The following is a 14519-nucleotide window of genomic DNA, read 5'->3' on the forward strand; positions in this document are numbered from 1 at the left end:
GCCAAACCAGTGTGAGAGTGTGACGCCTTGAAACTACAGCAATTGAAGTATTTGATCGCGATCCGGGACCACAACCTCAATGTGTCCGTGGCTTCCGATGCGCTCTTCACCAGTCAGCCGGGGGTCAGCAAACAGATTGGCCTGCTGGAGAGCGAGCTGGGGGTGCGGATCTTCGAGCGCCGTGGCAAACACCTGCACCGCATCACCCCGGTAGGGGAAGAGATCATCAAGTGTGCCGAGGCAATGCTCAACATCGAGAGCAAGATCAAGGCGATCTCCCGCGAGTATCTGGATCCGACCGTGGGTACTCTCAACATCCACACCACCCACACCATCGCCCGCTACCTGCTGCCCAAGTCGGTCACCTACTTCACCAAGAAGTATCCCAAAATTTCGTTCCACCTCCATCCGGTGATGTCGGCGAGCAAGGAGCAGATCAGCAAGGGTTACTCCGATTTCTCCATCGTTGCCCACGAAATTGGCTTCGACAAGGAGCTGATTGCGCTGCCAGCCTACCTCTGGACCCTCTCGCTGGTGGTGCCGCAGGATCACCCGCTGGCCAAGGTGAAGAAGCCGACCCTGGAGCAGCTCTGCCACTACCCGATCCTCAGCTACGAGAGTGGCGCCACCGGTCGTCAGGTGCAGGACGAGGTATTTCATGCCGCCGGTCTCACCCCGAGCTACTACATGACGGTGATGGACGCCGGGGTGATCAAGCGCTACGTAGAGCTGGGCTTTGGCATCGGCATCATCTCCTCGCTGGTAGCCAACGACACCGACAGCCCCGGGCTGGTCTCCATCAATCTGGAGCACCTGTTCAAGCCCTGTCCGGCGCAGATCTGTTTCAGCAAGAGCATCTTGCTGCAGAACTACATGTACGACTTTATCAGCTCTTTCTCGCCCCACCTCACCAAGGAGGTGATCCAGAGCGTGATGCAGCAGCCGAGTCAGGCCCGCATCGATGAGCTGCTGGCAGGGGTAGAGCTGCCCATCTATTGATCCCGATCGGATTCCCGACTGTTGCCAGTTGTCTCTGCTATCAGGCTGAGCTCTACTCGGAGTTCAGCCTGTCTCTTTTGGGCTATCGCCATCGTCCGAGGTCTCTATGTCCCGCATTCTGCTGCTTGCCAATCTCAATTGTGATCATGTGCTCTCCCTCTCCGAGCCGCTGGTGGCGGGGGCTCGGCTGCAATACGTGGATCAGGGGCGCAGGCTGGGAGGTGGTGCCGCCAACACCGGCATCGGACTGGTGTGGGCGGGTCACGAGGTGACCATTGCCTCCCGCATCGGGCTGGACGAGACCGGCGACTGGCTGCTGGAGCAGGCGGCCGGTTACGGGCTGGATTGCAGCCATGTGGAGCGCTTTGGCGGCGAGACCGGCGAGCTGCTGATCCTGGTGGACGCCACCGGCGAGCGCACCATACTGCGCCGCCCGCGGCGTCCCGATCTGCCCGGCGATCTGCCGCTGGAGGGGGTGGATTGCCTCTATGTCAACTATCCCGGCACCGCCATCATCAGCTACATGCGCCAGATGCTCGGCAAGAGCTTTGTGGTGGCCCAGTATCCCAAGGGCGGCCAAGCGCGCCGCCCCTGCCATGTGCTGGTGGCCTCACGCTCCGATCTCGGCGAGGTGAGCGACCCCTGGCAGCATGCCCGCCAGCTGGCGGGGGATCAGCTCGAATGGTTGGTGCTGACCGAAGGCAAGGCAGGTGCCGTGGCCATCCACGGTGAGGAGCAGATCCGGGTTGCCGCCCGCCCTGTATCTGTGGTCGATACCACGGGGGCAGGGGATGCCTTCGCCGGCGGATTGATACACGGATTGGCGCGGGGCATGGCCATCAAGGATGCGCTGCAGTGTGCGGTGGACTGGGGCGCGTTTGCCGTCGCCTCCGAGAGCTCCATCCCCTCGGTCGCGCTAAAAAACTGGCTGAAACAGCCCCACTAAGCCGTCTCTCTGATGGTCGATTGACGATGGGATTGCGGGCCATGGGGCTGCTTGTCGAAAGGGCTGGGTGACGGGCGCATTTCGGGAGATTTACCCGCCATAAAGCGGGTAAACGCCGGGCTAACCCGGCAAGTTTGCGATCAATCAAAGAAAGTGTCGATTTATGTGCATCTTCATCGACACCCGGTTGTGCTGCTCTTAACCTGTCACTCCGCAACTCAGATTAAGAGACAGGCCCCCCCTCTGGCGAACCAATGGCAAACAGAGGCAAACCGGTTGTCTCCTGCCTCTTAGCTCAATGTTGTCGTCCTGATTCCTGGCTTGTAGTAAGAGGCAAGTGCGACCATGCAACTGACACGATTTACCGACTACGCCCTGCGTACCCTGACCTTCCTGGCGGTTCAGCCGGGGGATCGTCTGTCGACCATTACCGAAGTGGCTGATACCTTCGCTATCTCTCGCAACCACGTGGTCAAAATTGTGCATCAGCTTGGTATCAAGGGGTATATCGAGACGGTACGCGGCAAGCACGGTGGCATCCGCCTCGGTCGCTCGGCGGTCTCCATCAATTTGCGGGATGTGGTGATGGACATGGAGCATGTGCTCTGTCCGGTCGACTGCAAACGCGAAAATTGCCGCCTCTCCGGTGGCTGCCGCATTCAGGGCATTCTGCGTCGCGCCATGAATGCTTTCCTCGAAGTGCTGGGCGAGTACACCTTGGCAGATGCGGTGCGTGATCCCAACCGTCTCTGCCACCTGCTGGGTATCGAGCAAGAGACTATTGTGACCATGGCCTGACGGGGCGCGGAATAACGAACAAGATGTGAAAGGGGCCTGATGGCCCCTTTTGCTTTTGTACGCAGGTGGTTTTTAGCGACTGCCTGGCTGGCGGATCAGGGTGATGGCACCGTGCAGGCAGGCGAGGCCGCAGGCACCGCAGCCATTGCAGGCATCCATATTGACGTTGATGCCATCGGTTGTTGCCTTGATCGCCTGTTGCGGGCAGGCATCTTCACAGAGCAGGCAGTAGAATCCCTGCCGTGCCTGACAGCTCTCTTCAATCTGCACCCTGGTCTGCACCTGACGACCCAGTTGCAGGTCGAGGGCGCCGGTGGGACAGGCTCTGGCGCAGCTGCCGCAGTAGCTGCACTGGCCGCAGGCGAGATCGAGCACTGGCGTACCAGCGATGGGACTCCCCTCGTACTCCTGCTGGGTGGCCGGTTTGAGCAGACCGCGCGGGCAGGCCTTGAAACATTCGCCACAGCGGGTGCAGAGGGAGAGGTACTGGGACTCCTCGATGGCCCACGGCGGGCGCGCTTCATGACAAACCACGGCGGGTTTGCGGGAAGCTTGCCAACCTTGTGTCAGCCAACGCAGGAAATAGTGAGTCATGCTCGCCCCTGATACCTATTAGGGGTTAATTTTATCGAAGTTTCGGGAAGCAGGCCAGAGAATAGCGGCCGTCAGGATCGCAAGCGCAGTTGCCCTTGTGTAAGCTAGACGGGTCTTTTTACGTGGTTGAATCAAAACATATGTGGCTATTTCTCTGGCGTGCGTCCCTGCTCTATGTCTTCCCTCTCTTGATATGGGCCTACTGCCGTATCCAGGATATCGAGTTCGCCGAGCTCGATACCGGGGTGAATTCCCATAAGTGGGTGGTACTGGCCGCCTACCTGATCTATGTGGTGCTCTGGATTTTGGTTAACCGCTATCTTGAACTCTTTCTGCGCCAGCGGGGGCGCCAATGATCGACCCCGGGTTCTGGGGGATTTTGTTGCCCGCCGCCGTGTTGGTCCTCGGGCTTGGCTGGCTGATTGGGCGACGGGCCGCCACGGCGCAAGCTCAGGAGCTGATGCTGGTGCAGGAGCGCTATCAAGCGCTACAGGATCGCTTCGATGAGTTGCAGGATGAGCGGATGCAGGGCCAGCAGAAGCTGGAGCAGCAGCAGACCCTGCTCATCAAGCTCACCGCCCGCCTCAAGGATGCGGAAGCGACCCTGCGCAGCGAACGGCTGGCCGCCGCCGAGAAGCTGCAACTGCAACAGGAGGCAGAGCAGCGCCTCAGCCAGCAGTTCGAGAATCTCGCCAACCGGATCTTCGAGCAAAACTCGGGTAACTTCCGCGAATTGAACCAGAACAGCCTCGATCTGCTGCTCACGCCGCTCAAGGAGCAGCTGGAGGGCTTCCGCCGTCAGGTAGGCGAGACTCACGCTCAGGAGACGGCCCAGCGCCACAGCCTCAAGTTCGAACTGGAGCGCCTCGCCGAGCTCAATGCCCGCATGACCGAAGAGGCGGCGGCGCTGACCCGCGCCCTCAAGGGTGACAGCAAGCAGCAGGGCAACTGGGGTGAAGTGGTGCTGGCGCGGATCCTCAGCGAATGCGGTCTGCGCGAGGGCCACGAGTACCACACCCAGGTCAATATCGAGGTGGAGAAGGGCAAGCGTTACCAGCCCGATGTGATCGTCCACCTGCCGCAGGAGAAGGACATCATCATCGACGCCAAGGTGTCGCTGACCGCCTACGAACGCTGGTACAACGCCGAAGACGAGCTGGAGAAGGCGGTGGCACTCAAGGAGCACGTCGCCTCGGTGCGCAACCACATCCGCGAGCTGGGCCGCAAGGATTACCAGCAGTTGCCCGGGGTGCGCACCCTCGACTATGTGCTGATGTTTGTCGCGGTGGAGCCCGCCTTCCTCACGGCGATGGAAGCGGATCCCTCGCTGGTGCGTTACGGTCTCGACAACAATATCCTGCTGGTGAGCCCCACCAACCTGATGGTGGCGCTGCGCACCATCGAGAACCTGTGGCGTTACGAGCGGCAGAACCAGAATGCCCGCCAGATTGCCGAACGGGCCGGTCGCCTCTACGAAAAGCTGCGGCTGTTTGTGGAGGAGATGCAGCAGATGGGGGGCAGCCTGCACAAGGCGCAGGAGAGCTACGACAAGGCGATGGGACGGCTGGTCAACGGCCGTGGCAACCTGATTGCCCAGGTCGAGCGTTTCCGCGAGCTGGGGGTGGAGGTGACCAAGAGCCTGCCCGAGCCGCTGGTGGAACGGGCGCTGGAGCGCGACCAGGAGCGGGAGTAGTTAGCCAGATGACGCTGCTGCTCAACTACCAACGTGGTTCCGTAAGCAGTGAAACAGGATGTGGTTAATACGCTACTGAACGAAGGTGACATCCCCCCAATTTTGCTGAACGTCACCATAGGCGATGGCAAGTTACATCGAGCTGATTTTTGACATAATGAAGCGGTGTAATAACGATGCCCCATAACGCAGAGAGGTTGATTGAATGGCAGATAACATCCCTCAGGCCCCTCAAGGTGAGTTTGTGCTTTTTACCAGTGCGGATGGTCACACTCGCGTCGAATGCCGCTTTGAATCAGACACTTTGTGGCTCTCTCAAGCCGCGATGGCAGAACTTTATGACAAGGATGTTCGTACTATCAATGAGCACCTGATCAATATCTACCATGAAGGTGAGCTTGTACAAAATGCAACCATCCGGAAATTCCGGATAGTTCGATTAGAAGGAACCCGCCAAGTATCTCGTGAAATCGACCACTATAATCTCGATGCAATTCTGGCTGTGGGATACAGAGTCCGTTCACTACGTGGCACACAATTTCGTCAATGGGCAACCCAGACATTAAAAGAGTATCTGATTAAGGGCTTCGTTATGGATGATGAACGCCTAAAAAACCCGCCGGTAGGTAACTCTGCGGTACCAGATTATTTTGATGAAATGCTGGAACGTATTCGCGATATCCGAGCCAGCGAGCGCCGTGTATATTTGCGGGTAAAAGAGATCTTTACCATGGCCGCTGATTACGAGCCATCAAACCAGGAGACAAATCGATTTTTTCAAACTATCCAGAATAAACTGCATTATGCCTGCACACATATGACTGCGGCAGAGCTTATCGCCAGTCGTGTTGATGCCAATAAGCCTGATATGGGCCTGACCAGCTATAAAGGCGATGAAGTACGTAAGACGGATGTCACTATCGCTAAAAACTATCTGCGTGAAGATGAAATCAAAGAACTCAATCGCATTGTTAACATGTGGCTAGATTTTGCCGAAGACCAAGCACTGCGCCGCAAACAAGTATTCCTAAAGGATTGGGCCGAGAAACTCGATCAGTTCTTGAGCTTTAACGATCGAGATGTGTTGAGCGGCTCAGGGAAAATATCCAAAAAAACGGCAGATGAGAAAGCAAGATTGGAATTTGATCGCTTCGCAGAACAACGCCGACGCTTGAAAGAAGCTGAAGGGGCTTTGTCCAATATTGCCGCCTTAAGAGCTATGTTCAAAAAAGAGAAATAGCGACCCGAAGGGTCTGGTCCACGTATCTGCCTACGTAGAATAACAACGGCCCACCGAAGTGGGCCGTTTTCATTTGCAGTGCCGGTGTGGATCAGCGGCTGGCGGCGCGGGCGCTCAGCTCGGCTTTCTCGCTATCGCTCAGGAAGGCCAGGGTCAGGCCATTCTGCTGGGCGGTGCGGATTTCGCTCGCCGTCATGCCGGCAGCCGGAGCGGCCACCTCATATTCGTGGGGCAGGTCGATCCCTTCCACCGCCGGATCGTCGGTGTTGAGGCAGGCCAGCACGCCGGCAGCCAGGAACTGGCGGATCGGGTGTTCGGTCAGGCTCGCGACCGTGGTGGTCTGGACGTTGGAGGTGAGGCAGGATTCGATGCCGATGCGGTGCTCGGCCAGATAGGCCATCAGGGCCGGATCCTGAATCGCTTTGACGCCGTGGCCGATACGCTCGGCACCCAGCTCGCGAATGGCTTGCCACATGCTCTCGGGGCCAGCGGCTTCACCGGCGTGTACGGTGACGCGCATGCCTGCATCGCGCACCTTGCGGAAGTGGTCGACAAAGAGTTCCCCCGGGAAGCCCAGCTCGTCACCCGCCAGATCGATGGCCACCAGCTTGTCGCGGTGGGCCAGACAGGCGGCCAGCTCCTGATTGCACTGCTCGGTGCCGAAGGTGCGACTCATGATGCCGATCAGATTGGCCTTGATGCCGAAATCGCGGCTGCCCGCGGCCACGCCGTCGATGATCGCTTCCACCACGCCCTGCGGGTGCAGCTTGTGGGCCATCGCCATATAGGCCGGGCTGAAGCGCAGCTCGGCATAGTCGATACCGGCGTGCAGCAGATCTTCCACGTTCTCGTAGGCGACCCGGTGGCAGGCATCGTAGTCGGCCAGCACGGCCACGCCCCAGTCCAGCTTCTTCAGGAAGGCGACCAGGCTCGGCTCGTTTTCGACGATCTGCACATGGGGGCGCAGCGCCTCCAGCTCGAAGGCTGGCAACTGGATATTGTGTTGGCGACCCAGCTCGAGGATGGTTTGCGGGCGGATATTGCCGTCCAGATGGCGGTGCAGGTCGGTCAGGGGGAGAGATCTGTCAATCATGGGGGCGCCCTCGTCGAGTCAGGTTTGAAAGCCTGCCATTCTAGGCGGGGCTTTCAAAAAAGATACCCCGTTTGCAGGCAAACGGGGTCATATTGGTCAGCGATTTATCAAGGCGTGATGGGAATCGTTTTTCCCCGGGACTCAGGAGATATCGAGCTCCTTTAGCTTGCGGGTCAGGGTGTTGCGACCCCAACCGAGTAAACGCGCTGCCTCCTGCTTGTGGCCGTGGGTATGCTCTAGCGCCGTCTCCAGCATGATCCGCTCGAACTGGGGCATGGCATCGGCCAGGATGTCTGTCTCTCCCAGCGCCAGCTTGCTGGCCACCCACTCCTGCAACTGCTGCTGCCAGCAGCCGGGCATTGCCGGTTGACCCGGCTCGGCACTGTTACTGATGGGGGTGAGCAACTCGGCAGGCAAGTCACCCACTAACACCTCCTGCCCCGAGGCCATCACGGTGAGCCAGCGGCAGACGTTTTCCAGCTGACGCACGTTACCCGGCCAGGGCAGGCGGCTGATATAGGCCTGGGTATCCGGGTGCAGGCTCTTGGCCTCAACATTCAGCTCCTTGGCGGCTCTCAGCAGGAAGTGCTGGGCCAGCTGGGGAATATCTTCTCGCCGCTCCTTGAGGGCGGGAATGTGGATGCGGATGACGTTGAGGCGGTGGAACAGATCCTCGCGAAACTCGCCATCTGCGACTCGCTTCTCCAGATTCTGGTGAGTGGCGGCGATGATCCGCACATCCACCTGCACCGGCTGATGGCCACCGACCCGGTAGAACTGGCCATCGGCCAGCACCCGCAGCAGCCGGGTCTGCACATCCAGCGGCATGTCGCCAATCTCGTCGAGAAACAGGGTGCCGCCGTCGGCCTGCTCGAAGCGGCCATGGCGGATGTTGTTGGCGCCGGTGAAGGCCCCCTTCTCATGACCGAACAGCTCGGATTCGATAAGGTCTTTTGGGATGGCCGCCATATTGAGGGCGATGAAGTTCTTGTGGGCACGGGGACTGTGTTTGTGCAGGGCGTGGGCGACCAGCTCCTTGCCGGTACCGCTCTGACCATTGATCAGTACTGAGATGCTGGAACGCGAGAGACGGCCGATGGCACGGAATACCTCCTGCATGGCGGGGGCCTCGCCGATGATCTCCGGGGTGGCGGTGGCCTCTTGCTGACGAGACTTGCGCTTGGTGCGTTGCTCCTTGAGGTGATTTTCGGCCCGGCGCACCAGGGTCACCGCTTCGTCGATGTCGAACGGTTTGGGCAGGTACTCGAAGGCGCCGCGCTGGTAGGCGTTGACTGCGCTGTCGAGATCCGAGTGGGCGGTCATGATGATGATGGGCAGATCGGCCTGACGGCGGTGGATCTGCTCCAGCAGGCTCAGGCCATCGATGCCGGGCATCCGGATATCGGAGAGGATCACATCGGGCGAGCGCAGCTCAAGGGCATGCAGCAGCGCTTCGCCATCGGCAAAACTTTCGCAGTTGAAGCCTTCGCTGCCGAGAGTGCGCTCCAGCACCCAGCGGATAGAGCTGTCGTCATCGACGATCCACACTTTGGCGGTCATGGGGTTCCCTTACTTGCGAAGCGGTAGAAAAATGGTGAATTCGGTGTGACCCGGCCAGCTGATGCAGTCGATCTTGCCCTTGTGCTGGTCGATCAGGTTCTGGGCGATGGAGAGGCCAAGCCCGGTTCCCCCCTCCTTGCCGGTGATCATGGGATAAAACAGGGTGTCGCGAATGGCATCGGGAATGCCGGGGCCGTTGTCGATGATCTTGATCTCCGCCGCTAGCCGGTAACGCTGGCCGTGGATGGTGATCTGGAACGCGGTGCGGGTCTTGATACGGATAAGCCCGGTCTGATCGCCGAGTGCTTCGGCGGCATTGCGCACTATGTTGAGAAACGCCTGCTGCAGTTGATCCGGCTCCATCTCGAATTCAGGAATGCTGGGATCGTAATCCCGCTCGATGCGAACAGAGGGAGGGAGTTCGAGCTCCACCAGTCGGCGTACCTGCTCCAGCACCGAATGGACATTGTGCATCTGCTGACGGCCGGGGCGCTGGGGGCCGAGCAGTCGATCGACCAGCACCCGCAGTCGGTCAGCCTGTTCGATGATGATGCCGGTATATTCGCGCAGCGCAGGATCCGGCAGCTCTTTTTGCAGCAGCTGGGCTGCGCCGCGCAGGCCGCCGAGGGGATTCTTGATTTCGTGGGCCAGGCCGCGCACCAGCTCCTTGGCTGCCAGCTGCTGGGCATGTTGCTGCTGCTCCTGGCTGATCTTCTTCTGCTGGTCGATTTTGCGCAGCTCCACCACCAACAGGCGCTGTTCGTGATCGGCCATGGGGGTGGCGCTCAACTCCACCAGTCGCGGTTCTCCTTCCACCACCAGGGTCACTTCGCTGTCGGTAAAGCCTTGCCCTGATACGAGGCACTGCTTGAGCCGCTGCAAGTCGAGGGAGATATGTTCCAGCAGATGGGGCAGTTCGATGCCGATCAGCCGTCGTTCACTGAGGGAGAGCAGCTGTTCGGCTGCCGGGTTGACGAACTGGATGCAGAGCCGCTCGTCCATCAGGAGCACAGCGGTCAGCAAATTATCCAAGAGTGTTTTGGCGTTGTCCGAGCGGGTTGGCACAGGTTTCTCCCTAAAACGGTGCTACACACCTGTTATGCACCAATATGGTGCATGGAGTTTACCTGCATTGGGGCGCTATATCACCCCTGGTTGGCCTTGGGGGTGGGTTTGGGAGCCGGTTTCACGCTCGCTCTATGCAGGTAAAAGGTGACTACATTGGATTTAGCAAGGATCGTACCGTCTTTGGCGAGTAGTTCGAGTTGAGCCTCGTGGGCGCCGCGATCAAGGTTTTCAACGCGGATCGACAGGCTGTTGCTGACGATGGGGGCGGCTTTGCCATCCAGAGTCAGCCGCACATCATACTGGATTGGGGGTTTGGGGCTGATAGCGCCCTGAAAGACAATGTTGCCGGTGTTGTCGCGCAGGGTGCTGCCCTGTTCCGGGGAGATCAGTTCGATCACCAGTTTGGCAGCCTCCTGCTCCTTCTTGGCATCGGCGCCAGTCAGACTGTTGAAGTTGTCCACCTGCACTGATCTGGGGGTGCTGCTGCCGAGCAGCGGGGCGACCCGCAGATCGACCTCTTTGGCGTTTTTGCCGGGGGGTGGCGCATCCGAGTAGTGGGTCACGCCATTGCCATCGACCCAGGAGTAGACCTTGGCCGCATCCGTACCAAACGAGGTCAGTAACAGCAGGGTGATCACCCCCATGCCATGCTTGTTGTTCATCCATCTCTCCTTGACGGTATTTTGCTTAATCCTATCAGAGAAAAAACCCGCCAGATGGCGGGTTTTGTCACGATTAAGCAAGCTGACCAGATTTAAACGGGCACTCTGCTGCGATTTAGACGGAGTAGTAGAGTTCAAACTCCAGCGGGTGCGGGGTCATGCGCACACGGTCAACATCCTGCTGTTTCAGTTCCAGATAGGAGTTGATGAAGTCATCGCTGAACACACCGCCACGGGTCAGGAACTCGCGATCTGCATCCAGAGCGGCCAGGGCTTCGTCCAGAGAACCGGCAACGGTCGGCACTTCTGCGGCTTCTTCCGGCGGCAGGTCATACAGGTTCTTGTCCATGGCATCGCCCGGATGGATCTTGTTGATGATACCGTCCAGACCGGCCATCAGCTGGGCGGCGAAGGCCAGGTACGGGTTGGCAGCCGGATCCGGGAAGCGCACTTCGATACGGCGAGCTTTCGGGCTCGGCACTACCGGGATACGGATGGAGGCAGAGCGGTTGCGGGCAGAGTAGGCCAGCATGACCGGTGCTTCATAACCCGGAACCAGACGCTTGTAGGAGTTGGTGGTCGGGTTGGCGAAGGCGTTGATGGCCTTGGCGTGCTTGATGATACCGCCGATGTAGTGCAGCGCCATCTCGGACAGGCCGCCGTACAGGTCGCCCGCGAACAGGTTGACGCCGTTCTTGGCCAGAGACTGGTGGCAGTGCATACCGGAGCCGTTGTCACCGAACATGGGTTTCGGCATGAAGGTGACAGTCTTGTTGTAGGCGTGGGCCACGTTGTGGATCACGTACTTCAGTACCTGTACTTCGTCAGCTTTCAGGGTAAGAGTATTGAAGCGGGTAGCGATCTCGTTCTGACCGGCAGTGGCCACTTCGTGGTGGTGAGCTTCAACGACCTGGCCCATCTCTTCCAGCACCAGACACATGGCGGCACGGATATCCTGGGAGGAGTCGACCGGTGCAACCGGGAAGTAACCGCCTTTCACGAACGGGCGGTGACCCTTGTTGCCATGCTCATAGGCAGTACCGGAGTTCCATGCGGCTTCTTCAGATTCGATTTTCACGAAGCTGTGGCCCATGGTGTTGGAGAAGGTGATGTTGTCGAACATGAAGAATTCCGGCTCCGGCCCGAACAGCACGGTGTCAGCGATGCCGCTGGACTTCAGGAAATCTTCTGCACGCTTGGCGATGGAGCGCGGATCGCGGTCGTAGCCCTGCATGGTGGCAGGCTCCAGTACGTCACAAACGATGTTCAGGGTGGTCTCTTCGGTGAACGGGTCCAGCTTGGCGGAGGCCGGGTCCGGCATCAGTACCATGTCGGATTCGTTGATGCCCTTCCAGCCGCCGATGGAGGAACCATCGAACATCTTGCCGTCTTCGAAGAAATCTTCATCAACCTGGTGAGCAGGGATGGATACATGCTGCTCTTTACCCTTGGTGTCGGTAAAGCGCAGATCAACAAACTTGACTTCGTGTTCCTGGATCAGGGCCAAAACGTTCTGGGCTGACATGCTAAGTAACCTCCGGTGTTAAAACTCTCTGGGTGAATGCGTCGTCGTATTCACATAAGCCAGTATCGTGCCAAGTTTGTGACAGCTTGATTTCAGGGCAATCTCGCTGAAGAGGCTCCCCAAAATCAGGCGATCTCGACGCACGTTGCATCAATTTAGTGCGATGGTGGATCGTTTTGGTGCACTGTAATGGTGCGCGAAATACGGTCACTGCCCATCTAAGCAGGGTTTGTCAGAGAGGTCTATGATCCAGATCCGTTGTTATGCGCGAATGTACTGCAATTCTGCTAGGCAGATCACAAAGGCAAGAGTACAATTAGCGCCCAATTTTACCCGGTGATTGAGGCGAGAATGTTAGAGAATTTACGCAATATTGCGATTATTGCGCACGTTGACCACGGCAAAACGACTCTGGTTGATAAGCTGCTGCAGCAGTCCGGCACCCTGGACCGCTCCACGGAAGGCCAGGAACGGATCATGGACTCCAATGATCTGGAACGGGAACGTGGCATCACCATTCTCGCCAAGAACACTGCGATCCGCTGGAATGACTACCGCATCAACATCGTTGATACCCCGGGTCACGCCGACTTCGGTGGTGAAGTAGAGCGCGTACTGTCCATGGTTGACTCCGTGCTGCTGCTGGTTGACGCCGTAGACGGTCCGATGCCGCAAACCCGTTTCGTGACCCAGAAAGCGTTCGCTCAGGGTCTGAAGCCGATCGTGGTCATCAACAAGGTTGACCGTCCGGGTGCGCGTCCTGACTGGGTAATGGATCAGGTATTCGACCTGTTCGACAACCTGGGCGCGACTGACGAACAGCTGGATTTCAAGGTTGTTTACGCCTCTGCACTGAACGGTTGGGCCACCATGGATCAGGACGTCGAGTCCGAGAACATGGAGCCGCTGTTCCAGGCTATCGTTGACAACGTTGAAGCGCCGAAGGCTGATGCCGAAGGTGGTTTCCAGATGCAGATCTCCCAGCTGGACTACAACTCCTACGTGGGTGTTATCGGTATCGGCCGTATCACCCGTGGTCGCGTCAAGACCAACCAGCAGGTCACCATCGTGGGCGCCAACGGCAAGAACCGTACCGGTAAAGTCGGTCAGGTGCTGGGTTACCTGGGTCTGTCCCGTACCGAAGTGACTGACGCGCAAGCGGGTGACATCATCGCCATCACCGGTCTGGGTGAGCTGAAAATCTCCGATACCATCTGTGACAACAATGCTGTTGAAGCGCTGCCGCCGCTCTCCGTTGACGAGCCGACCGTGAACATGACCTTCCAGGTCAATACTTCACCGTTTGCCGGTAAAGAGGGCAAGTTCGTCACCTCCCGTAACATTCTGGAGCGTCTGAACCAGGAGCTGGTCCACAACGTGGCCCTGCGTGTGGAAGAGACCGAAGATCCGGACAAGTTCCGTGTATCCGGCCGTGGTGAACTGCACCTCTCCATCCTGATCGAAAACATGCGTCGCGAAGGTTACGAGCTGGCGGTATCCCGTCCGGAAGTAATCCTGCGTACCGTCGATGGCGAACTGCAAGAACCGTTCGAAACCGTCACTGTGGACGTTGAAGAAGCGCACCAGGGTTCCGTGATGGAGCAACTGGGTCTGCGTAAAGGTGAAATGACCAACATGACCCCGGATGGCAAGGGTCGTGTCCGCCTGGACTTCATGATCCCGAGTCGTGGTCTGATCGGTTTCCAGACCGAGTTCCTGACCATGACCTCCGGTACCGGTCTGCTCTACCACACCTTCGATCACTACGGTCCGCACAAGGGTGGCAGCATCGGTGAGCGTCAGAATGGCGTGCTGATCTCCAACGCCACCGGTAAGGCGCTGACCTTCGCCCTGTTCGGCCTGCAAGACCGCGGTCGTCTGTTTATCGGTCACGCGACCGAGGTATACGAAGGCCAGGTGATCGGGATCCACTCCCGTTCCAACGATCTGACGGTTAACTGCCTGAAGGGCAAACAGCTGACCAACATGCGTGCCTCCGGTACCGACGAAGCCCAGGTGCTGACTCCGCCGATCCGCATGACCCTGGAGCAGGCGCTCGAGTTCATCGACAACGATGAGCTGGTTGAGATCACCCCCAAGGCCATCCGCATTCGCAAGAAGCTGCTGACCGAGCTGGATCGCAAGCGCGCCGGCCGTGGTTAATGCCATGTGCTGAGTCTCGGCAGCCCTCGCGGCCGCTGACGGTTCACTGATAAACGGGCCCAACCCTCTGGTTTGGGCCCGTTTTTTATACCTGTGATTTAGATGAGGTCGTTCATGTCATTTGGCAATACGGGCTCAATCTGCTGATACATGGTGAAGAGGTTTGAGATTAAAAAGC

Annotated in this window: 13 protein-coding genes; 7 read left to right on the forward strand and 6 right to left on the reverse strand. The window is 58.6% G+C overall.

Going from position 1 to position 14519, the window contains the following annotated elements:
- Positions 1-27: 27 nt before the first annotated feature.
- The 3 genes from BN1117_RS04315 to BN1117_RS04325 all read left to right on the forward strand — a co-directional run bounded on the left by BN1117_RS04315 (position 28) and on the right by BN1117_RS04325 (position 2743).
- Positions 28-999, forward strand: coding sequence for a LysR substrate-binding domain-containing protein (locus tag BN1117_RS04315; protein WP_005356189.1), 972 nt, complete (start codon positions 28-30; stop codon positions 997-999).
- A gap of 106 nt (positions 1000-1105) precedes the next feature.
- The gene (locus BN1117_RS04320; RefSeq protein ID WP_040095105.1) at positions 1106-1945 is read left to right on the forward strand and encodes a PfkB family carbohydrate kinase; all 840 of its coding nucleotides are present in this window, start codon (positions 1106-1108) and stop codon (positions 1943-1945) included.
- Between the two features lie 345 nt (positions 1946-2290).
- On the forward strand, positions 2291-2743 hold the full coding sequence (locus BN1117_RS04325) for an Rrf2 family transcriptional regulator (RefSeq protein ID WP_040095107.1): 453 nt from the start codon (positions 2291-2293) through the stop codon (positions 2741-2743).
- A 72-nt stretch (positions 2744-2815) separates the two neighbouring features.
- Here the strand turns inward: BN1117_RS04325 and BN1117_RS04330 are convergent, their stop codons facing one another.
- Complete coding sequence (locus BN1117_RS04330) at positions 2816-3337, reverse strand: ferredoxin-type protein NapF (RefSeq protein WP_040095108.1); 522 nt, start codon at positions 3335-3337, stop codon at positions 2816-2818.
- A 140-nt stretch (positions 3338-3477) separates the two neighbouring features.
- On the opposite strand from BN1117_RS04330, the gene BN1117_RS04335 reads away from it, so the two are divergent.
- The 3 genes from BN1117_RS04335 (at position 3478) to BN1117_RS04345 (ending at position 6270) form a co-directional block, all read left to right on the forward strand.
- Entirely contained in the window at positions 3478-3693 is a 216-nt protein-coding gene (locus BN1117_RS04335) for a hypothetical protein (RefSeq protein ID WP_040095111.1), read from the forward strand.
- On the forward strand, positions 3690-5030 hold the full coding sequence (gene rmuC / locus BN1117_RS04340; protein ID WP_052441411.1) for a DNA recombination protein RmuC: 1341 nt from the start codon (positions 3690-3692) through the stop codon (positions 5028-5030). The genes BN1117_RS04335 and rmuC overlap by 4 nt, the downstream gene beginning before the upstream one ends.
- Before the next feature lie 205 nt (positions 5031-5235).
- Entirely contained in the window at positions 5236-6270 is a 1035-nt protein-coding gene (locus BN1117_RS04345) for a virulence RhuM family protein (RefSeq protein WP_040095112.1), read from the forward strand.
- Positions 6271-6361: 91 nt separating this feature from the next.
- On the opposite strand, the gene add is transcribed toward BN1117_RS04345, so the two are convergent.
- From add to glnA, 5 genes are all read right to left on the reverse strand, one after another.
- Positions 6362-7363, reverse strand: coding sequence for an adenosine deaminase (add, locus tag BN1117_RS04350; protein ID WP_040095114.1), 1002 nt, complete (start codon positions 7361-7363; stop codon positions 6362-6364).
- Positions 7364-7504: 141 nt separating this feature from the next.
- Positions 7505-8923 (reverse strand): nitrogen regulation protein NR(I), encoded by a 1419-nt coding sequence (gene glnG / locus BN1117_RS04355; RefSeq protein WP_040095115.1) that lies wholly within the window; start codon positions 8921-8923, stop codon positions 7505-7507.
- Positions 8924-8932: 9 nt separating this feature from the next.
- Positions 8933-9988, reverse strand: coding sequence for a nitrogen regulation protein NR(II) (gene glnL / locus BN1117_RS04360; RefSeq protein ID WP_040095117.1), 1056 nt, complete (start codon positions 9986-9988; stop codon positions 8933-8935).
- 80 nt (positions 9989-10068) lie between these two features.
- Positions 10069-10653, reverse strand: a complete 585-nt coding sequence (locus tag BN1117_RS04365) for a DUF4124 domain-containing protein (protein WP_040095120.1) — start codon at positions 10651-10653, stop codon at positions 10069-10071.
- Between the two features lie 115 nt (positions 10654-10768).
- A complete protein-coding gene (gene glnA / locus BN1117_RS04370) occupies positions 10769-12178 on the reverse strand; it encodes a glutamate--ammonia ligase (protein ID WP_040095122.1) in 1410 nt (469 codons plus the stop codon).
- Between the two features lie 351 nt (positions 12179-12529).
- Here glnA and typA point away from each other — a divergent pair, with 351 nt between their 5' ends.
- Positions 12530-14341: a translational GTPase TypA gene (gene typA, locus BN1117_RS04375; protein ID WP_040095124.1), complete on the forward strand. Its 1812-nt coding sequence runs from the start codon at positions 12530-12532 to the stop codon at positions 14339-14341.
- The last annotated feature ends 178 nt before the right edge of the window (positions 14342-14519 follow it).

The sequence above is a fragment of the Aeromonas australiensis genome, from assembly GCF_000819725.1.
GTDB lineage: Bacteria > Pseudomonadota > Gammaproteobacteria > Enterobacterales > Aeromonadaceae > Aeromonas > Aeromonas australiensis.